The sequence below is a fragment of the Rhodococcus sp. DN22 genome, assembly GCF_036669995.1.
Lineage (GTDB): Bacteria > Actinomycetota > Actinomycetes > Mycobacteriales > Mycobacteriaceae > Rhodococcus_F > Rhodococcus_F erythropolis.
Genome location: NZ_CP133329.1, coordinates 1 through 21,339, shown reverse-complemented (window position 1 = coordinate 21,339; position 21,339 = coordinate 1). Strand labels below are relative to the sequence as shown.

Here is a 21,339-nt window from a genome sequence, read left to right as displayed (position 1 = left end):
TGTAGACACTGCGCAATTGTGCGAGCATTCGGTTCATCGGATGCAGAGCCGGCGGCAGGTGCTGCAGGTCTTCGCCCATCAGAGCAACATCGGCGGTCTCGATGGCCACGTCGGAACCCATCGCGCCCATGGCAATGCCCAAGTCGGCGGTGGCCAGGGCGGGGGCGTCGTTGACACCGTCCCCGACCATTGCCGTCGGGCGGTTCGCACGCAAGGTTTCCACGATCCGTGCCTTGTCCTCCGGGCGCAGGTCGGCGTGCACGTCGTCGATCCCGACGTCGGCGGCCAGCGCCTGGGCGGTGCGTTCGTTGTCGCCGGTGAGCATCGCGACGGTGTACCCGCCGCGTCGTAGCCCGGCGATCACCTCATGTGCTTCCGGTCGGAGCTCGTCTCGTACGGCGACTGCCCCGATGACGGTTCCGGCGCGCTCGATCCACGCCACGAGTTCCCGAGACCTCTCACCGATGGCGTGGCCGCCGCACCCGGACTGAGTCGTCTCGACGGATGCGCCGACGTGTGCGTCGGCTACCCAGAAAGCGGTACCTCGCCTGGGCACTCGACGACCCGGACGGCCCACCCCCTCGGGTGGGCGCCCGAGAGGAGCGAACGGCCTACCCGAGCGTATACCCCCAGGGGTACTTGCATACCCCCCTGGGTATATGCAACAGTGGGTAGACGCTCGTCAGAAAGGACTGTCTATGTGTTACCCCGTCCCGTGCCCGATATGCGACAAGATCGCGTGGGCAGGTTGCGATCGACATGTCGACGACGTCACGAAGGATGTTTCACGGCCTCGGCAGTGCACCTGCTCTGCTGAGACCGTTGGTCCTATCGATCGGCGCCAGCGCCTCGCGATCGCTGTTTCGCCGCCAATCCCGGTCGCGAGTGCAAGGGCCTAACCTTCCAATTGGGTCAGGTTTACCGAGGTCTAGCTCGCTCATTTGAATACCCCAGCCCGTATTTTAGGAGAAGTTATGTCTGTGCCCGACACCGTGACGGCCACCGGTCGTGACGATCGTGATCGCGTATCTACACCCGGCATACTCGGACGCCTGGGAAGCGCGATGGTCGCACGCCGCCGATGGGTGTTCGGTGTCTGGCTGATCGCGCTTGTCGCGCTCGGATCTGCAGCGCCGTCGGTTTTTTCGTCACTGGCGGGTGCTGGGTGGCAAGCCAACGGATCCGAATCGGTCCAGGTCCGTGAACTCGCGCAACAGCATTTCGGCGGGAACTCCTCGGCCGCGGTTCAGGTGGTGGTCCATTCGGACACCGCGTCGATCGACGATCCCACCGTGCAGCAGAGACTCATCGACGTCACAGCTGTGTTCGACGGTGACACCCGGTTCGGTGCCGTCATCGCCCCACAGCCTGGTATGACCATCAGCCCCGACGGCCACACCGGCATCCTCATCGCCGGCGCCAACGCAAACGCGGACGACATGGTCAAAGCCGTCGACGATGTCAAAGACGAGCTGACCGCACTCTCCGGCGACGGTATCGAGGTCTATCCCACCGGATCCTCCGCGTTGTGGTCCGACTTCAACAAAGCCAACCACGATGCGATGATTCAGGCTGAACTATTCTCTTGGCCAGTCACTTTGGCGATCATGGTGCTCGCATTCGGCTCCCTCGTCGCTGCCGGGCTGCCGCTGTTGCTCACAGTGGCCGGACTCGTCGCCTCCGCCGGCGGTTTGGTGCTGCTCAACGAGGTCACACCGATCTCGGTATGGGCGATGAATTTCGCGATGATGTTCGCCCTCGCTCTCGGCATCGACTACGCCTTGTTCATCGTCGCCCGCTTCCGCGACGCCCTCCGTACGGCCGATCCACGAGCAGCCGTTGCCGAAACCATGGACACCGCAGGCAAAGCGGTGCTCCTGTCCGGACTTACCGTCCTGGTCAGCCTCTCGGCAGTGCTGCTCGTTCCCGCACCGGCCGTGCGCACCATGGCCGTAGGCATCATGCTGGCCGTCACGTTCGTTCTGATCGCCACCATGACACTTCTTCCGGCCACGCTGGGCGCACTCGGCCCCAAGGTCAACGCAGCATCCCTGCCTTACGCGAAACGCCAACAGCACCGATCCCCGAAGTTCGCTGCGTGGGGCGAATTGCTTCACAAGTACCCATGGCCGTTCGCGCTGGTCTCCGTCGGCATCCTCGTCGCCCTGGCCTTACCTGTCCTGGGACTGAAGGTGGCAATGCCGTCCATCGCTGTCGTTCCCGACGATGCGCCCGTTCGGCAAGGTTACGAGTTGGTTCAGGCCCAGTTCGGTGACGGGGCACCCGGCGCGCTGCAGATAGTTGTCCCGTCTTCCGATGCGGCTGCTACCGCCGCGGCAGCGAGCAGCGTCGACGGGATCTCGATGGTCACCCCGCCCACACCATCAACAGACGATTCGAACTACACACTGCTGCAAGCGTTTCCTGCCGTGGACCCTTCCGCAGAGGCCATGGGCACGATCCTCGGTGACCTACGCGCACAACTACCGGAGTCCGCGCTCGTCGGCGGCGCGCCAGCGGAGAACCTCGACCTGCAGCAAGCCCTGAACGACTACCTACCGTTGGTTATCGGGATCATCCTCGCCCTCGGCTTCATCCTGCTGCTCGTCGCTCTGCAGGCACCACTGATCGCGATCCTCGGCACCGCCGTCAGTTTGCTGTCGACCGCCGCAGCGTTCGGGGTTGCGAAGCTGATCTTCCAAGACGGACACGGATCGTCGCTGCTCGGCTTCACCCCTCAAGGTTTCCTCGACGGCTGGGGGCCGGTGTTCTTCTTCGCGATGATCTTTGCCATCGCCATGGACTACACCGTGTTCCTGCTCGCCACCGCGAAAGAACACTACGAGAAGACCGGGGACCCGAAGGCTGCTCAGGTCGACGGCCTCGCGCACTCCGGACGCGTCATCTTCGCCGCTGCGGCGGTCATGGTCGCCGTGTTCTTCACCTTCGCGCTCTCCGATCCGCTCCCACCCAAGGAAATGGGCATCATCCTCGGCGTCGCGGTGTTGCTCGACGCCTTCCTGATCAGGCTGATCCTGCTCCCGGTCCTGCTCCGGCTGAGCGGTCACGCTGCATGGTGGGCACCGGGCTGGCTGCGCAGAATGTTGCCGTCGATCCGCTTCTCGCACTGACCATTACAACACCTCACGGAGGAATCATGACCGATCCGAACATCACGCATTCGAGCACGTCTGCCGGGTGGCCGATCGAACGTATCGTCCCCGCACTGGCCGCCGGCGTCACCGCGACGGGCCTGACCCTCGGCGAACTCCACGCACCACGGTGGAGGCTGCTCAGCGCCTTCGCCGCCGCGAACCTCGCCCTCTACGCCGCGGTCGGCTGGTGCCCGGCAAGTGCGCTTCTCACCAGAGCGGGCGTACCAAGTCTTCGCCACCCCCGAAGCGGATAGGCACACAATTGCCGCAGTTCGACGAACGGAAGGAATTCTCCACCATGACCATCGCACTCTCGACCACCTTGACCGACACCGACTTCGAGACGGCGGTCACCGCCACCAAAGCAGCACTGTCCGAGCAAGGCTTCGGTGTGCTGACCGAAATTGACATGCAGGCCACCCTGAAAGCCAAACTTGGCACAGACATGGAGAAGTATCTGATCCTAGGCGCGTGCAATCCCACGCTTGCACACCGCGCCGTAGGAATCGTGCGTGAGATCGGCCTGCTACTGCCCTGCAACGTCGTCGTCCGTGCCGACACCACCGCCGGATCGGTCATCGTCGAGGCGATGAACCCGGACCTCATGGTCCAAGTGACGGGCGAACCAGCACTGTCAGATGTCGCGGCCGAGGCCACCACCAAACTCCAAGCCGCCCTGGACACGCTCGGCAGTCGGGATGCAGTGCGCAGTTGATGACGTTGACCCTGGCGCTGGCGCTCGGCCTCACCGTCGGAATCCTGCTCGGTCTCCTCGGAGGCGGTGGATCGATCCTCGCTGTCCCGATCCTCGTGTACGCTCTCGGGTTCCCCCTGCCGGAGGCGATACCGACTTCGCTGTTGGTGATCGGTGTCGCCTCCGCGGTCGGGGTCATCTCCAAGGTGCGGGCGCGGCTCATCGAATGGCGACTCGCGGCAATCTTCGCCGCCACCGGAGTCCTCGGCACCCTGGCCGGCACTGCCCTTGGCAAGCATCTACCTGAAACTGCCGTGATGATCGGCTTTGCGATCGTCATGATCCTCGCGGGGGCACGCATGCTGCGCAGCCCCGACAATCCCGGAACCGCCTGCAGGACGAGCAATTCCGGGATCAACTGGCGCCGATGCGCACCTCGGTCCATACCGACCGGATTCGGCGTCGGTGTCCTTACCGGACTGTTCGGCGTCGGCGGGGGCTTCTTGATCATCCCCGCATTGGTTCTGCTGCTGGGAATCGAGATGAGTGTCGCCGTCGGAACCTCTTTGGTGGTCATCGTCGCCAACTCCGCCGCCGGACTCATCGCTCAGGCCGACGGCCTAGGTGGAAACTGGCCCTTGACGGCAGCGTTCGCAGGTTCAGCCATTGCGGGTTCGTTGGTGGCCGGACGATTCGGTACACGCATCGCCACGGACTCACTTCGGCAGTGGTTCGCCTACCTGGTGTTTGTCGTGGCAGGTTACGTCCTCATCGACACTCTCGTTCTCGGATGATCTACCGTGCACCCCGTTGGATGCCCCCGGGGGTAATCTGGCAATTTCTGGCATCATCATGCATCTGAAGGAGACCCCATGATCGGCGACGAAGACAGCATCGCATTGGTCCTCAACCGCCTCCGCCGCGCACACGGCCAACTCTCGGGAGTGATCGGCATGATCGAGAACGGACGCGATTGCAAAGACGTTGTCACCCAGCTCGCCGCTGTTTCCAGGGCCCTCGACAAAGCTGGCTTCAAGATCGTCGCTACCGGTCTCCGAGAGTGCATGACAGGCGAAGCGGCAGACAACAAAGAACCCATGACCGAAGCAGAACTGGAAAAGCTCTTCCTGGCGCTGGCCTGAACGCCCGCTTCACATCAGGAACGAGGCCGACCGACAACATGTAGGAGCTCCCCATGAGCACGACCGACCCGGACATCGCCATCATTGAAACTTCCAGCCTCGGCGACCGCAGCTATCTGATCAGCCACGACGGTATCGCCGTGGTGATCGATCCACAACGCGACATCGACCGCGTCCGGGCGCTGGCAGCAGAAAAGAACGCTGTCATCACCCACGTGCTGGAAACTCACATCCACAACGACTACGTCACTGGCGGCCTGGAACTTGCGCGCGCCACGGGTGCCGAATACGTCGTCCCGGACGGCGATCCGGTCGAATACGAGCGCCGAGCAGTCGTCGACGGCGATGTCGTCGACGCGGGATCGACGACGTTCGAGGTCATGCACACCCCAGGGCATACTCATCACCACGTCAGTTACGTTCTGCACCGGCGCGGCGAGCCGATCGCAATCTTCACCGGCGGCTCCATGCTCTACGGGTCCACCGGGCGCACTGACCTGCTCGGCTCCGAGCACACTGATGAACTGACCCACGCGCAGTACCATTCGGTCCGCCGTATCGCGGCCGAACTGGCCGCTGAGGTGGAGGTCTACCCCACACATGGGTTCGGTAGCTTCTGTGCCGCAACTCCGACCAGCGGGGACTCATCCACCATCGGTGAACAGCAGCAGTCCAACCCCGCACTGACTCAGGACGAACACACCTATGTCGACGAGCTGATCGCGGGCCTGTCTGCATATCCCGCGTACTACGCCCATATGGGCGTCATCAACACCAAAGGGCCGGCCCCGATCGACCTGTCCATGCCCGAGCCCGTCGATCCAGACGAACTACGTCGCCGCATCGACGCCGGGCAATGGGTCGTTGACCTACGAGCACGCACCGCTTTCGCCGCCGGCCACGTCGATGGCTCTCTCGGGTTCGAACTGTCGACCAGCTTCGTCACCTATCTCGGATGGCTTTATCAGTGGGGCGTGCCGTTGACGCTGATCGGTGAAACAACCGACCAGATCGCCGAGGCGACCCGCGAGCTGGCTCGGATCGGCATCGACAGTCCCTCCGGATCCGCCGTCGGTGAGATTCACTCGCTCGTCGGCGACGGAAAGGTCCGCTCCTACGATGTATCCGACTTCGCCGGACTCGCGGCGGCCACCGGCGAACGTGAGATAAGCGTCCTCGATGCGCGTCAACAGTCCGAGTACGCGGACAGCCACCTTCCTGGTGCCGTGAACATCCCCCTCCACGAGCTACCACACCGACTCGAGGAAGTTTCCGCGGCCGAAGTGTGGGTGCACTGCGCATCCGGTTACCGCGCATCGATCGCCGCTTCACTTCTCGACCGCGAACACCGCACAGTGGTCCTCATCGACGATGACTACGAGCATGCCGTGCAGCTCGGCCTCCACACATCGCCCGCCTGACGAATGCGCCGCCGCTGCGCAAGCCGCACGATGCGAGTGGTTCACGGGGCTGATCTCCCCGATTTCAGCAAACGGCCATCGGATAATTCCGACAGAGGGCAGGAAGCCCAACCCCTGCCCGTGCCGACGTCCGAGAAGGCGGCCACCGCTGGTCCAACGATCATTCGGGCGCCGTCCGAGTTTGTCGTTCTGCCAATTCGCACTGGATCTTCCGCTCGCCTTTGCTTCGGTGGCCGGACCGTTGTGACGCGCCATGCACGGTTCCGGCCGGGATGCGGTGCGCGGAGTCGCAGACATCCGCGTGCCCCGGCGACCGCGAGGAGCCGGGACGGATCAAGGTGCCACCGTGCCAGCAGTGTCGGTCATGCCGCGGCGGCGATCAGGCGGCCGATCACACCGGATTCGAGCAGGATGATGACGCCCAGCCCGATGAAGACTGTGGGCACGAGCCAGTGCTCGACGCGCTCGAGGATGTCGATGACCTTCTTGTGGGTGCCGAGCATTCTGCCGGCGGCGCACCAGAGTCCGACACAGATCAGGAACACGGCGATGGTAACGATGGTCTGGGGCGCACCGAGAGTGCGGAAGACCGGGGTGTAGACGGCGATGTTGTCGGCGCCGTTGGCGATGGTGATGGCGGCGACGCTGATCGTCCCGGCCGCGACCACTACGGGTTCACCGTCTCCGTCGCTGCGTAAGCCCTGGATCAGTCCCCAGATTCCTAGCGACAGGGGAAGTAATCCGAGTAGTCCAACCCAGTCCTCGGGCACGATCACCAACCCGAGGGCGGCGACCACACTGATCGCGACGAGGGTGATCAGGCCGAGGTACTGGCCGGCAACGATCTGCCATGCCCGCGGCCGTCCTTGACTGGCGGAGGCGACGAACAGGACGGTCAGTACGACGATGTCGTCGATGTTGGTGCCGGCGAACATCGCTACCGCCGCGGCGATGGTGCCGATCATCCTCGCATCCGGCGGCTGCCGCGGCGCGGCCTGATCTCGGGTATTGCTGTCATTTCGAACTCTCCTGTGCGGGCGGGGGATCGGCCGGGTCGTGGGTGGACTCAAAGATCAGTGATGCGACGAGCAGCACGACGCCGCAGGTGATGTAGGTGTCGGCGAGGTTGAAGGTGGGCCACCAGCCGGTGTGGAAATAGTCGGTGACCTTTCCGTCGACGGCACGATCGATCACGTTGGCGGCAGCTCCGGCGAGGATCGCCGACCAACCCACCGTCCCCACCAGTGAAGCGGTGGGGACGGTGCGCCAGGCGTAAATTCCGACGCCGAGAGTGATGGCGGCGGTGACCGCGAGGATGATCCAGGCCGGAAGCTGTTGGCCGATGCTGAACGCGACACCGCTGTTGTACGCCAACTTCAGTTGCAGCAATCCCATATCGACGGTGCGTGCACCGGAAAGGGTACGGCGCGCAACGGGTTCGGCCGACAGTGCGATCGCGATGAGAGCGAGACCGACGACCACGAGAATCACCCGCCGCGTGCTACCTGTGCGGATTGATCGAGCCGCTAATTCGCTCACGTGCGGGCCTCGACCTTCCCCGCCGGTGCGGGTACCGATCCGGTGGGGAAGGCTTGCGCGCGGCCGGCCCGGACACCGTTGGCGATGACCACGATCTCAGCGACCTCGTGCACCAGGACCACGGCGGCCAGGCCGAGAACCCCGAACAAGGCCAACGGCATCAGAACGGTGATGATCGCCAGCGACAGTCCGACGTTCTGCAACATGATGGTCCGGGAGCGGCGCGCGTGCGCCAACGCCTGCGGCAGGTGCCGCAGGTCCTCACCCATCAGAGCAACATCGGCGGTCTCGATGGCCACGTCGGAACCCATCGCGCCCATGGCAATGCCCAAGTCGGCGGTGGCCAGGGCGGGGGCGTCGTTGACACCGTCCCCGACCATTGCCGTCGGGCGGCTCGCACGCAAGGTTTCCACGATCCGTGCCTTGTCCTCCGGGCGCAGGTCGGCGTGCACGTCGTCGATCCCGACGTCGGCGGCCAGCGCCTGGGCGGTGCGTTCGTTGTCGCCGGTGAGCATCGCGACGGTGTACCCGCCGCGTCGTAGCCCGGCAACCACCTCACGTGCTTCCGGTCGGAGCTCGTCACGGACGGCGACCGCCCCGATGACCGTTCCGGCGCGCTCGATCAGCACCGCAGTGGCGCCGGCATGCTGCATCCGCTCGATATCCCCTGCCAGCGGACCCGGGTCGATCCAGCCCGGTCGACCGAGGCGCACAGGTATGCCGTCGATGGCCCCGGTCAGGCCCGCCCCTGTGACCGCGTCCACGTCGTCGGCGGGTGCGTAGTCGTCGACGGCGGCGAGAATCGCGCGAGCGAGAGGGTGCTCGCTGCGCGCCTCCAACGCTGCGGCCACCGCGAGAACGTCCTCGCGGCTGGCGCCGTCCGCCGTGGCCACATCGATCACGGCAGGCTGGTTGCGGGTGAGGGTGCCGGTCTTGTCCAACGCAACGGTGCGGATCCGGCCGAGGGCCTCGAGTGCACCGCCGCCCTTGACCAGGACACCGAGCTTGGACGCCGCACCGATCGCGGCGACAACGGTGACAGGGATCGCGATGGCCAGCGCACACGGGGAGGCGGCGACCAGCACCACCAGGGCGCGTTCGATCCACACCAGCGGATCGCCGAGCACACTGCCGACCGCGGCGATAACTGCGGCGACGATCATCACACCTGGAACCAGCGGTTTGGCGATCTTGTCGGCGAGGCGTTGCGCCTCGCCCTTGCGGGACTGCTCGGCCTCGACGATCCGCACGATTTTGGCCAGCGAATTGTCCTGCGCATCTGCGGTGACCTCGACTTCGAGGACGCCGGTGCCGTTGATCGATCCTGCGAACACCTCGTTGCCGGGACCGGCTTCGACGGGCACCGATTCACCGGTAATCGCGGAGGTGTCCAGAGCGGTGCGTCCGGTGCGGATGACCCCGTCGGTGGCGATCCGTTCCCCAGGCTTGACGACCATGAGCTCGCCGAGCTGGAGTTCGGAGGGCGGAACGGTTTCCTCGCGGCCGCCGCGGAGAACTGTCGCGGTGGCCGGCACCAGAGACAGCAAGGCCCGCAGGCCCCGGCGAGTGCGGGTGACCGCATACTCTTCGAGTCCCTCGCTGATCGCGAACAAGAACGCGAGCATGGCCGCTTCGCCCACCTCACCGAGCAGTACCGCGCCGACAGCCGCGATCGTCATCAGGGTGCCGACCCCGATCTTGCCCTTGACCAGGCGTGCGAGAGTGGACGGGACGAACGTGTAACCGGCAATGAGCAGGGCGCCCACCTCGAGACCGAGCCCGAGAGCATCCGGCCCACCGGTCAGGCCCACTATCAGCGCCGCGATCAGCAGCACGCCCGCAGCTGCAGCCGCCCGGATCTCGGTAACCTGCCACCACTTTTCGGGCCCGTGTTCTTCCTCGCCTTCGACGCGGGGTTCGTCGTGACCGCAACCGCATGCGTCACTCACGGCTATCTCCGATGGCGGTGCCGTAATTCGGGCACAAGGCAACCGCGTTCCCCGTCGCGGCAAGCAGCGTCTCCGCCGAGGCGAGTAGGTCCATCAATTCCGGCCGGGCCAGCGAGTAGAACACCTGCCGACCTTCCGGTCTGCCGTCGACCAAACCGCAATCACGTAGGCATGCAACATGTGCGGACACCGTCGACTGGGCGAGGCCGAGTTCACCGATCAAATCCGCAACCCGCGCCTCTCCTTCGGCGAGACGGCGCACGATCGACAACCGGGTGCCGTCCGAGAGACTGTGGAACAGTGCCACTGCCGCATCCAGGCTCGACCCGCTGCCGGTTGCGGCGAGGCATCCAGGCTCGTTATTCATCGTCATACGACGATGATAGCAATATTGGACGATTCCAGGAAGGGTGGACGCACTGGACTTGAAGTAGATGCGGTACGTCAGCCGAACGGTGGCCGGCCGACGTACCTCACCAGGAATGGCGAAGTGACATCTGTAGTTTGCGAGTTGCTCGCCACGGCATCACATGGGGGGACAGCAAGGACCCATCGCTCGACACAGCCAGTCGCACAACATCTCCAGTGGATTCATTTCATTCACCTCCTTCTGAGTGTTCATCGCCAGCGCGGCGACGAACGGTCCGAGTCACCTGCGGTTCCCGAACGTCATCCATAATGGACATTCCAGTGCGATGGAAGGTCAAGGATCTCGTGAAAATTGGTGAACTGGCCGCTCGAAGTGGCGTTGCCCCGAAAACGCTGCGTTTCTACGAGGACAGTGGGGTGATTCCCGTCCCGGTCCGAAAGTCCAACGGCTACCGGGACTACGGTCCGGAATCTCTTGCGCGTTTGCGGTTCGTCCGCAGCGCCCAGTCTGCAGGTTTCACCTTGCGAGAGATCCGCGAGATCCTCACCACCCATGACCGCGGGGCGGCTCCTTGTGAACAGGTCGTGGAGATGCTCTCGGAGCATCTTTCCCAGGTTCGTGGCAAGATCCGCGAACTTGCCACGCTCGAAACAAACCTTGTTGCTTTGCTGAGTCGAGCGGAAGGGGAGATTCCGTCGGAAGCCGACGATGTCGGTGTGTGCTGGATCCTGGAATCCGAGTCTCAGGAAGGTGTTGCCGAATCGTGAAATTGATTGCGGCCATGCATCCCTTCCTATTTCAGCAGGTTCGGCGCTCTGCAACGTGATGAGGTGCGCGAAGCGGTTGTAGTGGTGTTGTCGGTGTATTGATCAGTCAGGTACGGAAGTAGCGGCAGTGGGTGAATCCCGTTCGAATGCATTCCTCAGGGCAGTCACAGTGGGAGCGCCACCGACCGCGCCCACGGCGTCGCGGTAGAGCCTGCAGGACACGCTTGGCACCTGATCCGGTTCGGCAAAGGGGTCGTGGCCGTCAACGAGCAACGTCGGAGATCCCGCCATGCCCGCAAGTTCCGCTGATCGAGGATCTTCGATGATCACGTGGCGCAGTTCCCATTCGATCGGCACGCCTGAAAGAGCGTGCTCGATTCGTTGTTCGAGGAGCGGCACGTTAGGGTAGTCCGGGACCTGCAGAATTTCGAGATGCATCATGGTCGTCCTTTGTCGGTGTGCAGTGTCTGGAGCATGGGGCAGTGCCGGTCCGCTCGCGGTCGCGCGCAGGTGGACGCGAACTCGGTCAGCGAGGCCCGCATGCGTTGCAGATCTCGGATCTTTTCGCCGAACTCGGTGATCTTCGTCTGCGCCAGTCGCCGAGCGGTGTCGCAATCGTCCGGTCCGCCGCCGGCGAGATGGAGAAGTTCGTTGATTTCGTCGAGGCTGAAGCCGTGTTCTTGGGCGCGTTTGACGAACCGGACAATTTCGACAGTTTCGTCCGGATATGAGCGGTATCCCGAGGTGGATCGCGGCGGGTGCTGCAGGAGTCCGCGCCGTTCGTAGTACCGCAACGTCTGTACGTTCACCCCGGCGAGGGTGGCCAGTTCACTGCTACGCATGTCGCCATTGTGAACCCGGTACCCGGCTACGGAGTCAAGTCGTCTCTCGTCGGCGGAAATTCATCTGAGGTTGGTTGCGCGTTATTTCGATATCTGTCAATATCGAAGCATGTCGAATCAAGATGGGGCGGAGGCCGGCGCTTGCTGCTCGCCGCTCGTCCGTGAACCGTTGACCGAGGATTGGGCCGGCGACCTGGCGCGGATGTTCAAAGCCCTCGGCGATCCCGTCCGCTTGCGCCTGCTGAGCTTGGTGGCAAGTCACGAGGGTGGTGAAGCCTGCGTCTGCGACATCTCGGATACGTTCGACCTGTCTCAGCCGACTATCTCGCATCACCTCAAGGTGCTGCGACAGGCCGGGCTGCTCGACTGTGAACGCCGCGGGACCTGGGTGTACTACTGGGTTATTCCGGCTGCGCTGCAACAGCTTTCCGCCGTGCTCCTGGTCGAAGGTACGAGCGTGAGTGTCGCGGACGCATGCGCAGAGGTCACCGCATGAGCAACACCGCTGCCACCACCGAACACCCCGAAGTCGTCGGAAAACTCTCCACCCTCGACCGCTATCTTGCGGTCTGGATCGGCGTGGCCATGGTCGTCGGCCTGTTGGTTGGACGCTGGATCCCCGGTGTGAACACTGCCCTGGAGAAGGTGCAGATCGACGGCATCTCCCTGCCGATCGCCCTCGGCCTGCTGATCATGATGTACCCGGTGTTGGCGAAGGTCCGCTACGACCGCCTCGACACAGTCACCGGGGACAAGAAACTCCTCGCCGGCTCCCTGTTCCTGAACTGGGTTCTCGGCCCGGCGCTGATGTTCGCCCTCGCCTGGCTGTTTCTGCCCGACCTGCCGGAATACCGAACCGGTTTGATCATCGTCGGTATCGCTCGCTGCATCGCGATGGTGATCATCTGGAACGACCTGGCGTGCGGAGACCGCGAAGCCGCCGCGGTGCTGGTCGCCATCAACTCGGTGTTCCAGGTGATCATGTTCGCCGTGCTCGGTTGGTTCTACCTCTCGGTCCTGCCCGGGTGGCTCGGCCTCGAACAGACCACCATCGACACCTCGCCCTGGCAGATTGCGAAATCGGTCCTGATCTTTCTCGGTATCCCGCTGCTGGCAGGTTTTCTGTCCCGCTTCTTCGGTGAACGCGCCAAAGGCCGCGACTGGTATGACACCAAGTTCATCCCCAAGATCAGCCCCTGGGCGCTCTACGGTCTGCTGTTCACCATCGTCGTGCTCTTCTCGATGCAGGGCGAACAGATCACCTCCCAGCCCTGGGATGTCGTCCGGATCGCGTTGCCGCTGCTGGCGTACTTCGCGCTCATGTGGGGAGGCGGCTACATCCTCGGCGCCGCAATCGGATTGGGCTATGAACGCACGACGACCCTGGCGTTCACCGCCGCGGGCAACAACTTCGAACTCGCGATCGCCGTAGCCATCGCCACCTACGGCGCCACCTCGGGGCAAGCTCTTGCCGGTGTTGTCGGCCCGCTGATCGAGGTACCGGTGCTCGTCGGGCTGGTCTATGTCTCCCTTGCTCTACGCAAACGCTTTGCCGTCAAAGAGGTTTCACCCGCACCCACCGCTACGTAAGTCACCTACAACTCTTCGGGAGTCATGATGAACGAGCACCGCGCCCAGCCCGATCTCCTCTCACCGCAGGCCGTTCTCTCGCGCACCGCGCAAGACCTGGCAGCGAAGTACGTCGGGGTCTTTTCCGCGCAAACCGTCGAACGCTACGTCTTCGAGTCCTACACGGCGCTGCGCCGCACCGCGAAGATCCACACCCATCTCACCTCGCTCGCGGCGCGGTTCGCCGCCGACCGCCTCACCGCTTTGGCCCAGTCCAGCGGAGCACTCGCCAAGGACGTGCCCGAAGTTCTGTTCGTGTGCGTCCACAACGCCGGCCGGTCGCAGATGGCGGCGGCACTACTCGATCACCACGCCCGCGGCCGGGTTCATGTGCGCTCGGCAGGATCCGCGCCGGTCCACGAGATCAACCCCGCCGTCATCACGGCGATGGCCGAGATCGGGATCGATCTTGCCGACGAGTTCCCGAAACCACTCACCGATGACGTGGTCGCCGCAGCGGACTGCGTCGTCTCGATGGGCTGCGGCGACGCGTGCGTCGTCTACCCAGGGAAGCGGTACCTCGACTGGGCTCTCGACGACCCGTACGGCCAACCCCTCGAGGTGGTGCGGGCAATCCGCAACGACCTCGATGCACGGGTGATCGCACTGCTCACCGAACTGACCACACCCGTCGCCGTCTGAGCGACCTCTTCCTCAGCTCTAACTTCCATCTTCGAAGGGAACCTTCTTTCTCATGTCCGACAAGCCCAGCGTCCTGTTCGTGTGTGTCCACAACGCCGGCCGATCGCAGATGGCCGCCGGTTTCCTGAGCCACCTCGCCGGTGACGCCATCGAGGTCCGTTCCGCCGGATCTGCCCCCGCGGACACCATCAACTCCGCCGCGGTCGAAGCGATGGCCGAGCTCGGAATCGACATCTCCGCCCAGACCCCGAAGATCCTCACCACCGACGCCGTGCAGGATTCGGATGTCGTGATCACGATGGGCTGCGGCGACACCTGCCCGATTTTCCCCGGCAAGAGCTACCGCGACTGGGTCCTCGAGGATCCCGCCGGCCAAGGCATCGATGCGGTTCGCCCGATCCGTGACGAGATCAAGACTCGCGTACAGGCTCTGATCAGCGAACTCACCGCCCCGTCGGTATCGCGCTAACCGCCTACGCTTCCCGTATTCGATCCCGTGAAAGAGACACTATGACCATCCCGTCCACGGTCCACGACGTCATCATTGTCGGTTCCGGACCGGCCGGCTACACCGCTGGTGTCTACACCGCGCGCGCTGAGCTCGCGCCCCTGCTCTTCGAGGGAACCCAGTTCGGTGGCGCCCTCATGACCACCACCGAGGTCGAGAACTTCCCCGGATTCCGCGAAGGAATCATGGGCCCCGATCTGATGGAACAGATGCGCGAGCAGGCACTGCGCTTCGACACCGACATCCGCACCGAGGACGTCGAGGAGATCGATCTCAGCGGCCCGATCAAGACGGTCGTCGCGAACGGCGAAACCTACGCCGCGCACGCGATCATCCTCGCCATGGGCGCGGCAGCCCGCTACCTGGGCATTCCCGGTGAAGAACGCCTCCTCGGCCGCGGCGTCAGCGCCTGCGCCACCTGCGACGGCTTCTTCTTCCGTGACCAGGACATCGTCGTGGTCGGCGGCGGCGACTCCGCGATGGAAGAAGCAACCTTCCTCACCCGCTTCGCTCGCTCGGTCACCCTGGTGCACCGCCGCGAGGAGTTCCGCGCCTCACGGATCATGCTCGAGCGCGCCAAGGCCAACGAGAAGATCCGCTTCCTGACCAACGCAGAGCCCGTCGAGGTGCTCGGTGAGAACAGCGTCACCGGCCTCGTCGTGCGCGACACCGTCACCGGTGAAACTTCCACACTCGAGATCACCGGCATGTTCGTCGCCATCGGCCACGACCCGCGCAGTGAACTCGTCAAGGGCCAGGTCGATCTCGACGACGCCGGATACGTGCGCGTCGCTCCCGGTTCCACCGCGACCTCCGTCGACGGCGTCTTCGCTGCCGGTGACCTGGTCGATCACACGTACCGTCAGGCGATCACCGCTGCCGGCACCGGATGCTCCGCAGCAATCGACGCCGAACGCTGGCTGGCCGACCGCGGCGACATCACCGCCAACACGCTCGACGCAGCCGGCCACACCGTCGACGCCGTCTGACTCCCACACCCAGTGAAAGGAACTTCGATGAGCAAGCCTTCAGTGCTGTTCGTGTGCGTCAAGAACGGCGGCAAATCCCAGATGGCCGCCGGCCTCATGCGCAAAGCCGCCGGCGACCAGGTGGACGTGTACTCGGCCGGCACCAAACCCGGCGACGCGGTCAACGCCCTGTCCGCCGAAACGCTCCTCGAAGTCGGGGTGGACATCTCCGGGCAGACCCCGACGTTGATCGATCCGCAACTGGTGCGCGATGTCGACCTCGTCGTCACCCTGGGCAACGAAGCGAAGGTCGATCCCGTAGCCGGCACCGACTTCGAGAACTGGGACACCGACGAGCCGTCCGAACGCGGCATCGACGGAATCGAACGAATGCGCCTGGTCCGCGACGACATCGCCGCCCGCGTCGACGCCCTTGCTGCCCGTCTAGCGGTCCGCTGATATCGGAACCGCTAGCCGCGCAATCGAAAGACCCGAGAAGTAAGAAAAGAGGACATCACCATGAGCACCATCGAAGTATTCGAACCCGCCCTGTGCTGCAACACCGGCGTCTGCGGCGACGACGTCGACCAAGCGCTGATCACCTTCACCGCCGACCTCGACTGGGTCGCAAGCAACGGCGGCACCATCACCCGCCACAACCTCGCCAACGACCCACTGGCCTTCGCCGGAAACGACACCGTCGCAGCATTCCTCAAAATCTCAGGTTCCGAAGGACTCCCGCTGGCGCTCGTCGACGGAGTCACCGCCCTGACCGGTACATATCCCACCCGCAACCAGCTCGCGAAATGGGCAGGCATCACCGAACCTGGAACGGCTGAGGCGCCGGCCGGGATCGCCATGCTCGGACTCTCCGACACTTCGGCATGCTGCTCCACCGACGACGCCGACTCCACCACCTGCTGCTGAAAGCGTCGACACCGCAATGAGGTTCCTGAACAACGCGCCCCGATTCCTGTTCTTCACCGGCAAAGGTGGTGTCGGTAAAACCTCCATCGCCTGCGCGAGCGCGATGACCCTCGCTCGCGCCGGCAAGAAAGTGCTGCTCGTGAGCACCGATCCAGCCTCCAACGTCGGGCAGGTCTTCGGTGTGAGCATCGGCAACACCATCACCCCGATCTCCGCCGCTCCCGGATTGTCTGCGCTCGAGATCGACCCGGAACAAGCCGCCGCCACCTATCGCGAGCGGATCATCGGTCCCGTCCGCGGGCTACTCCCCGAGAAGGACATCGCGGCGATCTCCGAACAACTTTCCGGGTCCTGCACCACAGAAATAGCCTCGTTCAACGAGTTCACCGGACTGCTCTCCGGGCGCGACGACATCACCGCGGGCTTCGACCATGTCCTCTTCGACACCGCCCCGACCGGGCACACCATCCGGCTGCTCCAACTCCCCGGATCGTGGACCGAGTTCCTCGATGACGGCAAGGGCGACGCATCGTGTCTCGGTCCGTTGTCCGGGCTCGAGAAGCAGCGCGCCATCTACGCTGACGCCGTTGCCGCGCTCGCCGATCCGCAGCGGACCCGCCTCGTACTGGTCTCGCGCGCCCAGCGTTCGACGCTCGCCGAAATCACCCGCACCCACCGCGAACTCGCCGACATCGGACTGACCCATCAGCATGTCGTGATCAACGGTGTCCTCCCAGACCCGGGCGACGACACCGATCCGCTCGCGACCGCGATCTACCGGCGTGAACAAGCCGCGATAGCCGCCCTGCCCGATGGATTGGCGCAATTGCCGACCGATCAGGTCCCGCTCAAAGCGACCAATATCGTCGGCATCGACGCACTCGAAAGCCTCTTCACCCCCGACCTTGGCCCGGTGTCCGCCGCCTCAGCGGACCCGTCCCTGCAGCTACCCAGTTCTCCGCTCGCATCCCTGATCGACGAACTCGACACCGACGATCACGGCCTGATCATGTGCATGGGCAAAGGCGGAGTCGGCAAGACCACCATCGCCGCCGTCATCGCTGTCGCCCTCGCCGAACGCGGCCACCAGGTGCACCTGACAACCACGGACCCGGCTGCACACCTGACAGAAACCTTGAACGGGGAACTCGACAACCTCCAGGTCTCCCGAATCGACCCCGCCGAAGCCACCGAGCAGTACCGCACCAGAGTCCTGACCACCAAAGGCAAGAACCTCGACGAACGCGGACGCGCGAACCTCGCCGAAGACCTCCGATCACCCTGCACCGAGGAAGTGGCAGTCTTCCAAGCGTTTTCGCGGGTCATCCACGAATCGAGTCGCAAATTCGTCGTCGTCGACACCGCCCCGACCGGGCATACCTTGTTGCTCCTCGATGCCACCGGCTCGTATCACCGGGAAATCGCCCGCCAGATGGGGGAGAACACGAACTTCACCACCCCACTCATGCGACTCCAGGACCCAAACGCAACGAAGGTACTGCTCGTGACCCTCGCTGAAACCACACCCGTCCTCGAGGCCGCCGGTCTGCAAGCCGACCTACAACGAGCCGGAATCGAGCCTTGGGCGTGGGTGGTCAACAACTCTCTCGCCGCTGCCGAACCAACCTCGCCGCTCCTGCAGCAGCGCGCAGCCGGAGAGATCACCGAAATCGGCACCATCACAAGCCAATACAGCCAACGAACCGCCATCGTCCCGATGCTCGCCGAAGAACCCATCGGCGAAGCCGCCCTGGCAGCACTGAGTAAGGCATAGCGATCGCGTCACATCATCTCGCCCTGCAGACGGGGTTGCTGTGAACCAGTGGACTCAACTCATGCTGACACGCAGGGCTTCCGGCGATCGAGTTCGTCACGGAGGCACCCAGGCGATGGGAATGTCATCGGACGGGTCTACTGGAACTAGCGCACAACGTCGAACTGTTGCTGACGTCGGCTCCGTTAGTCACTTCCGTCCACGGGCCCAGACGACGGCCGCCGCCACCACGCGGATGCCGACGCCGATGAGAATCAGATTCCCGATGATCTGGACACTGACGACAGCGCGCGACGGATCGGTCGTCGCTGTGATATCCCCGAAGCCTACGGTCGAAAACACCGTCAACGAGAAGTACAGGGCATCCATCCGACTGAGCGGTTCAGAGAAGTATGTGGGGGAGCTCTGGGACATCAGGCTGTATCCCACGGCGTAGCCGAGCAGATAGACGGGAAGAATCAGTGCCAGCGTTTCTATGGCCTGCACGGTGGGCACGTCCGACCTCAGAATCTGCCGGATCTGCCACACGGCAACCGCCAGCACGACGAGCAGTCCCCCCACGAGGAGCATGACCGTGGAAATGCCGTCGACGGAGGTCCACGGGAGCACAAAGTAGCCCACGCCGCAGAGCGCAACCGTCGCGACCGGGCGCACGAGCCCGCGGCGCAGCAGGCGCCGACGATCGCGCGGGTCGAGGTTGCGAAACTCGCTGGCCTGTCCCATGAAATTCCTCCGGGCAACTGCGCGGGTGGGACCGGTAACGAGCGTCATCCTCGGCCATGATGGGTTCCTGCCCGCGGTTCCCCTGCCATTCCAGCCAAGCACGCCCGGGCCGGTGATAACCAGGGTCGACACCACACCAGATCGGTAAACATTGGACCGGTCACGGGCTGTCGGTGGCGTCCTCCGGATCGCCTCCGACGCCACCGATCCCCGCCCCTGCGCGGGCTCGAGCTTCAGCACTGGGCAGCAGGCCGGTTCGGTCAGTCGGGAGGGGTGCGCAACATGGTGTGCTTCCGGGTATTTCGCGGCGATCCGGCGAACTGTCGTGACGGTGAATCGCAACGGTCCGGGTACCGGTCACTGATTTCGGCCGGACGTGTCCCGGTGTGCCGCCCCGTTTTTCTGAACGGTGATGGGTGTTTCGTTCACTGGTCGGGCACACAGACGACAACCTGAGCAGCAAGGCGGTGCTCATGACGCGGACGCCGCGCTCGTCGGCCCGCTGTTCCAGTACGGCAACGAGGCGTCGGCGCCGGGAACGGCTGGGGCGTGCTGCGCAACGCTAGTCGGTGATCGCGCGGAGGGTCTGCGGCGGTTACGGGTGCTGGTGTTCGGTGGTTGTAGCGGCGGGGGCCAGCACCCAGAGGAGCATGCGACCGGTCAGGGGTGTGGTGGCGATGAGCATCAGGTATACCTCCGCGACGGAGCCGTCGTGACGCGTGAGGTCGAAGGTGTCGAGCCAGGACGAAAGGAGCAAGAACACGGCGTCGACGATGGCCCAGGATGCGATGTTGGCAACGATCCATCCGGCCCAGCGGCGGGTATGGGCTCGCAGGACCAACGCCTGGGACAGCCCGAGCAACGGTCCCAGTGCCAGGGTTTGGCTGGCGGCAAGTAGGTAGGCGCCGGTGACGCTGGTGCCCGAGTCTTGCGCGGTGGTGATGGCAGGGATGATCACCAGCAGCCAGCCCAGGAGCGCCGGGCCGACATTTGCGACGATCCATTTCCGCCGGGGGACCGGCACGCGTTGGCGGACGATCTGCCATTGCAGCGCCCCGAGCACCCAACCGAACAGCACGGCCCCAGTCGTTGCCACGAGCAGCGCGGCGACCGGGCTCCGGTTTGCCCAGGACAGCTGCAGTATGTCGGCGCCGATCCACGACAGGACCGCCACCGTGGTCAGCACGACTACGAAGGCGATGGTGTTGTACAGAATCCACTGCCAGTACAGGCGTGCGGACCAGCCGTTGGATGGCGTGGTCATCGGCTGGCACGGTGATCGTGGACGACGGCCGGCCGTGTCGTGTTCTGCGGTCGCTTTCCGGGCCTTGTTCGAGGTAGGTATCGACATCGCTGGTCAGGAGTTCCGGATCTTTGGATCAGGGGATGTCTAAGCGCGTGCATCGGCATCACGATGGGCCGCGGCGACGGTCCGAGTCACCGCGAATCCCGATAAGGGCGAAGACGTCGGCGGCGCCGGCGATCCAGAAGGATTGTGGCAGGGGATCTGCCGCGGTCACTGTTCCCGGCGCCGCGTCTGGCGAGGGCACCTGCGCCTGGGCGGGCGCGGTCGAGACGATCGCACAGGCGAGCGCGATCGCCATCACTGCGTGGCGGAGTCGTCGTCGGATCATTGCACCGCTCCCGGGGTCGTGCGTGTGTGCGCCGACTCCCATTCTGCGCGAGGCGAAGGTGCCGGCATACCGGTTCGATCATTTTCGGGTGTGTGGGGCGCCGGCGGGTTTGGGTGCCGGCGGGGGCCGGCGGGGTGTTCGGGTCGGGTGGTGTGGGGGAGTGGTGCCGGGTCGTGCGGGGGTGTTGCGAGGGCTCGTTTTGGGTGTTTTTGAATGTTGTTGTGTGTCAGTAGGTTTCGGTATTCAGTTGGTGTTGTGCTAGTTTCGTGTGTTGTGTGCACGGTGGTGTTTTCGTGAACGTCGAATGTTGTTGTGGTGGTGAGGGTTTCGGTGTTTCATGTTTTCGGGGTGTTTTGCGGTTTGGTGGGTGGGGGTGTATGATTGGGAGCACGATGATGACGAGGCAGTGGACGCGAGACGGGGCGCTTTTCGTGACCCTTCCCCTCCTCCCCAGCCTCGTTCGGGTGTCGGGTACCGATTCAGGCGTTGCGATGAATTCGTTTGGTAAGAAACAAGATTCGGAATTCAGAGGAGCGAAGCGACTCGATCGACGGCAACGGCAATCGACCCACTGCGAGCCGCGCAGCGGCTCCCTGGCGGGGAGCGCAGCGACTCGCTTCCGTCTCCCGACGCGAAGCGTCGGGAGGAGCGCCGC

Annotated in this window: 24 protein-coding genes and 1 pseudogene; 15 read left to right on the top strand and 10 right to left on the bottom strand. The window is 64.2% G+C overall.

What is annotated here, in order from left to right; translation table 11 throughout:
• Positions 1-43: 43 nt before the first annotated feature.
• Positions 44-433, bottom strand: a pseudogene (locus tag RA302_RS32925) (HAD-IC family P-type ATPase); the annotation flags it as partial.
• Between the two features lie 631 nt (positions 434-1,064).
• On the opposite strand from RA302_RS32925, the gene RA302_RS32920 reads away from it, so the two are divergent.
• The 6 genes from RA302_RS32920 to RA302_RS32895 all read left to right on the top strand — a co-directional run bounded on the left by RA302_RS32920 (position 1,065) and on the right by RA302_RS32895 (position 6,412).
• Positions 1,065-3,131: an MMPL family transporter gene (locus RA302_RS32920; RefSeq protein WP_223304706.1), complete on the top strand. Its 2,067-nt coding sequence runs from the start codon at positions 1,065-1,067 to the stop codon at positions 3,129-3,131.
• Between the two features lie 26 nt (positions 3,132-3,157).
• Positions 3,158-3,409, top strand: a complete 252-nt coding sequence (locus tag RA302_RS32915; protein WP_003944652.1) for a YgaP-like transmembrane domain — start codon at positions 3,158-3,160, stop codon at positions 3,407-3,409.
• A gap of 44 nt (positions 3,410-3,453) precedes the next feature.
• Positions 3,454-3,870: a DUF302 domain-containing protein gene (locus RA302_RS32910; RefSeq protein WP_011133463.1), complete on the top strand. Its 417-nt coding sequence runs from the start codon at positions 3,454-3,456 to the stop codon at positions 3,868-3,870.
• Positions 3,870-4,643, top strand: coding sequence for a sulfite exporter TauE/SafE family protein (locus tag RA302_RS32905; RefSeq protein WP_003944622.1), 774 nt, complete (start codon positions 3,870-3,872; stop codon positions 4,641-4,643). The genes RA302_RS32910 and RA302_RS32905 overlap by 1 nt, the downstream gene beginning before the upstream one ends.
• Positions 4,644-4,721: 78 nt before the next feature.
• On the top strand, positions 4,722-4,991 hold the full coding sequence (locus tag RA302_RS32900) for a metal-sensitive transcriptional regulator (protein ID WP_003944639.1): 270 nt from the start codon (positions 4,722-4,724) through the stop codon (positions 4,989-4,991).
• A 53-nt stretch (positions 4,992-5,044) separates the two neighbouring features.
• A complete protein-coding gene (locus tag RA302_RS32895; protein WP_003944677.1) occupies positions 5,045-6,412 on the top strand; it encodes an MBL fold metallo-hydrolase in 1,368 nt (455 codons plus the stop codon).
• A gap of 362 nt (positions 6,413-6,774) precedes the next feature.
• Here the strand turns inward: RA302_RS32895 and RA302_RS32890 are convergent, their stop codons facing one another.
• The 4 genes from RA302_RS32890 to RA302_RS32875 are packed head-to-tail and all read right to left on the bottom strand — an operon-like array spanning position 6,775 to position 10,273.
• Positions 6,775-7,377 (bottom strand): cadmium resistance transporter, encoded by a 603-nt coding sequence (locus RA302_RS32890; protein ID WP_030538076.1) that lies wholly within the window; start codon positions 7,375-7,377, stop codon positions 6,775-6,777.
• 49 nt (positions 7,378-7,426) lie between these two features.
• Entirely contained in the window at positions 7,427-7,894 is a 468-nt protein-coding gene (gene lspA / locus RA302_RS32885; protein WP_225320461.1) for a signal peptidase II, read from the bottom strand.
• Positions 7,895-7,947: 53 nt separating this feature from the next.
• Entirely contained in the window at positions 7,948-9,900 is a 1,953-nt protein-coding gene (locus RA302_RS32880) for a cation-translocating P-type ATPase (protein ID WP_073513734.1), read from the bottom strand.
• Entirely contained in the window at positions 9,893-10,273 is a 381-nt protein-coding gene (locus tag RA302_RS32875) for a metalloregulator ArsR/SmtB family transcription factor (protein WP_011133468.1), read from the bottom strand. The genes RA302_RS32880 and RA302_RS32875 overlap by 8 nt, the downstream gene beginning before the upstream one ends.
• 305 nt (positions 10,274-10,578) lie before the next feature.
• Between RA302_RS32875 and RA302_RS32870 the strand changes: the two genes are divergently transcribed.
• Positions 10,579-11,037, top strand: coding sequence for a heavy metal-responsive transcriptional regulator (locus tag RA302_RS32870; protein ID WP_011133469.1), 459 nt, complete (start codon positions 10,579-10,581; stop codon positions 11,035-11,037).
• Positions 11,038-11,139: 102 nt separating this feature from the next.
• Here the strand turns inward: RA302_RS32870 and RA302_RS32865 are convergent, their stop codons facing one another.
• A complete protein-coding gene (locus tag RA302_RS32865) occupies positions 11,140-11,478 on the bottom strand; it encodes a hypothetical protein (RefSeq protein WP_019747399.1) in 339 nt (112 codons plus the stop codon).
• On the bottom strand, positions 11,475-11,879 hold the full coding sequence (locus tag RA302_RS32860) for a MerR family transcriptional regulator (RefSeq protein WP_011133470.1): 405 nt from the start codon (positions 11,877-11,879) through the stop codon (positions 11,475-11,477). The genes RA302_RS32865 and RA302_RS32860 overlap by 4 nt, the downstream gene beginning before the upstream one ends.
• Positions 11,880-11,988: 109 nt before the next feature.
• Between RA302_RS32860 and RA302_RS32855 the strand changes: the two genes are divergently transcribed.
• The 8 genes from RA302_RS32855 to arsA are packed head-to-tail and all read left to right on the top strand — an operon-like array spanning position 11,989 to position 18,327.
• Positions 11,989-12,375: a metalloregulator ArsR/SmtB family transcription factor gene (locus tag RA302_RS32855; RefSeq protein WP_020971547.1), complete on the top strand. Its 387-nt coding sequence runs from the start codon at positions 11,989-11,991 to the stop codon at positions 12,373-12,375.
• The gene (gene arsB / locus RA302_RS32850) at positions 12,372-13,469 is read left to right on the top strand and encodes an ACR3 family arsenite efflux transporter (RefSeq protein WP_011133472.1); all 1,098 of its coding nucleotides are present in this window, start codon (positions 12,372-12,374) and stop codon (positions 13,467-13,469) included. The genes RA302_RS32855 and arsB overlap by 4 nt, the downstream gene beginning before the upstream one ends.
• A gap of 27 nt (positions 13,470-13,496) precedes the next feature.
• A complete protein-coding gene (locus tag RA302_RS32845) occupies positions 13,497-14,150 on the top strand; it encodes an arsenate reductase ArsC (protein ID WP_030538124.1) in 654 nt (217 codons plus the stop codon).
• 52 nt (positions 14,151-14,202) lie between these two features.
• Positions 14,203-14,619: an arsenate reductase ArsC gene (locus RA302_RS32840; RefSeq protein WP_030538125.1), complete on the top strand. Its 417-nt coding sequence runs from the start codon at positions 14,203-14,205 to the stop codon at positions 14,617-14,619.
• Positions 14,620-14,660: 41 nt separating this feature from the next.
• A complete protein-coding gene (gene trxB, locus RA302_RS32835) occupies positions 14,661-15,647 on the top strand; it encodes a thioredoxin-disulfide reductase (protein WP_075836384.1) in 987 nt (328 codons plus the stop codon).
• A gap of 27 nt (positions 15,648-15,674) precedes the next feature.
• Positions 15,675-16,085 carry a low molecular weight phosphatase family protein gene (locus RA302_RS32830; RefSeq protein WP_030538083.1) on the top strand — a complete coding sequence of 137 codons (411 nt, stop codon included), beginning with the start codon at positions 15,675-15,677 and terminating at the stop codon, positions 16,083-16,085.
• A gap of 60 nt (positions 16,086-16,145) precedes the next feature.
• Positions 16,146-16,553 (top strand): arsenite efflux transporter metallochaperone ArsD, encoded by a 408-nt coding sequence (arsD, locus tag RA302_RS32825; protein WP_030538084.1) that lies wholly within the window; start codon positions 16,146-16,148, stop codon positions 16,551-16,553.
• A 16-nt stretch (positions 16,554-16,569) separates the two neighbouring features.
• Positions 16,570-18,327: an arsenical pump-driving ATPase gene (gene arsA, locus RA302_RS32820; RefSeq protein WP_030538085.1), complete on the top strand. Its 1,758-nt coding sequence runs from the start codon at positions 16,570-16,572 to the stop codon at positions 18,325-18,327.
• A 189-nt stretch (positions 18,328-18,516) separates the two neighbouring features.
• Here arsA and RA302_RS32815 read toward each other — a convergent pair whose 3' ends face one another.
• The 3 genes from RA302_RS32815 to RA302_RS32805 all read right to left on the bottom strand — a co-directional run bounded on the left by RA302_RS32815 (position 18,517) and on the right by RA302_RS32805 (position 20,684).
• Positions 18,517-19,050, bottom strand: a complete 534-nt coding sequence (locus RA302_RS32815) for a potassium channel family protein (RefSeq protein WP_019747405.1) — start codon at positions 19,048-19,050, stop codon at positions 18,517-18,519.
• Positions 19,051-19,645: 595 nt separating this feature from the next.
• A complete protein-coding gene (locus RA302_RS32810) occupies positions 19,646-20,314 on the bottom strand; it encodes a hypothetical protein (RefSeq protein ID WP_030538086.1) in 669 nt (222 codons plus the stop codon).
• Positions 20,315-20,459: 145 nt separating this feature from the next.
• Positions 20,460-20,684 (bottom strand): hypothetical protein, encoded by a 225-nt coding sequence (locus RA302_RS32805; protein ID WP_143173176.1) that lies wholly within the window; start codon positions 20,682-20,684, stop codon positions 20,460-20,462.
• Positions 20,685-21,339 lie beyond the last annotated feature (655 nt).

What these genes read in the sequence shown, in the direction of transcription:
- RA302_RS32905 (WP_003944622.1), top strand. Translation starts at nt 3,870, where the DNA reads ATGACGTTGACCCTGGCGCTGGCGCTCGGCCTCACCGTCGGAATCCTG.
- trxB (WP_075836384.1), top strand. Translation starts at nt 14,661, where the DNA reads ATGACCATCCCGTCCACGGTCCACGACGTCATCATTGTCGGTTCCGGA.
- RA302_RS32865 (WP_019747399.1), bottom strand. Translation starts at nt 11,478, where the DNA reads ATGATGCATCTCGAAATTCTGCAGGTCCCGGACTACCCTAACGTGCCG.
- arsB (WP_011133472.1), top strand. Translation starts at nt 12,372, where the DNA reads ATGAGCAACACCGCTGCCACCACCGAACACCCCGAAGTCGTCGGAAAA.
- RA302_RS32830 (WP_030538083.1), top strand. Translation starts at nt 15,675, where the DNA reads ATGAGCAAGCCTTCAGTGCTGTTCGTGTGCGTCAAGAACGGCGGCAAA.
- RA302_RS32845 (WP_030538124.1), top strand. Translation starts at nt 13,497, where the DNA reads ATGAACGAGCACCGCGCCCAGCCCGATCTCCTCTCACCGCAGGCCGTT.
- arsA (WP_030538085.1), top strand. Translation starts at nt 16,570, where the DNA reads ATGAGGTTCCTGAACAACGCGCCCCGATTCCTGTTCTTCACCGGCAAA.
- RA302_RS32890 (WP_030538076.1), bottom strand. Translation starts at nt 7,377, where the DNA reads ATGATCGGCACCATCGCCGCGGCGGTAGCGATGTTCGCCGGCACCAAC.
- RA302_RS32910 (WP_011133463.1), top strand. Translation starts at nt 3,454, where the DNA reads ATGACCATCGCACTCTCGACCACCTTGACCGACACCGACTTCGAGACG.
- RA302_RS32860 (WP_011133470.1), bottom strand. Translation starts at nt 11,879, where the DNA reads ATGCGTAGCAGTGAACTGGCCACCCTCGCCGGGGTGAACGTACAGACG.
- RA302_RS32895 (WP_003944677.1), top strand. Translation starts at nt 5,045, where the DNA reads ATGAGCACGACCGACCCGGACATCGCCATCATTGAAACTTCCAGCCTC.
- RA302_RS32870 (WP_011133469.1), top strand. Translation starts at nt 10,579, where the DNA reads ATGGACATTCCAGTGCGATGGAAGGTCAAGGATCTCGTGAAAATTGGT.
- RA302_RS32855 (WP_020971547.1), top strand. Translation starts at nt 11,989, where the DNA reads ATGTCGAATCAAGATGGGGCGGAGGCCGGCGCTTGCTGCTCGCCGCTC.
- RA302_RS32915 (WP_003944652.1), top strand. Translation starts at nt 3,158, where the DNA reads ATGACCGATCCGAACATCACGCATTCGAGCACGTCTGCCGGGTGGCCG.
- RA302_RS32805 (WP_143173176.1), bottom strand. Translation starts at nt 20,684, where the DNA reads ATGATCCGACGACGACTCCGCCACGCAGTGATGGCGATCGCGCTCGCC.
- RA302_RS32815 (WP_019747405.1), bottom strand. Translation starts at nt 19,050, where the DNA reads ATGGGACAGGCCAGCGAGTTTCGCAACCTCGACCCGCGCGATCGTCGG.
- RA302_RS32810 (WP_030538086.1), bottom strand. Translation starts at nt 20,314, where the DNA reads ATGACCACGCCATCCAACGGCTGGTCCGCACGCCTGTACTGGCAGTGG.
- RA302_RS32840 (WP_030538125.1), top strand. Translation starts at nt 14,203, where the DNA reads ATGTCCGACAAGCCCAGCGTCCTGTTCGTGTGTGTCCACAACGCCGGC.
- RA302_RS32875 (WP_011133468.1), bottom strand. Translation starts at nt 10,273, where the DNA reads ATGACGATGAATAACGAGCCTGGATGCCTCGCCGCAACCGGCAGCGGG.
- arsD (WP_030538084.1), top strand. Translation starts at nt 16,146, where the DNA reads ATGAGCACCATCGAAGTATTCGAACCCGCCCTGTGCTGCAACACCGGC.
- RA302_RS32900 (WP_003944639.1), top strand. Translation starts at nt 4,722, where the DNA reads ATGATCGGCGACGAAGACAGCATCGCATTGGTCCTCAACCGCCTCCGC.
- RA302_RS32920 (WP_223304706.1), top strand. Translation starts at nt 1,065, where the DNA reads ATGGTCGCACGCCGCCGATGGGTGTTCGGTGTCTGGCTGATCGCGCTT.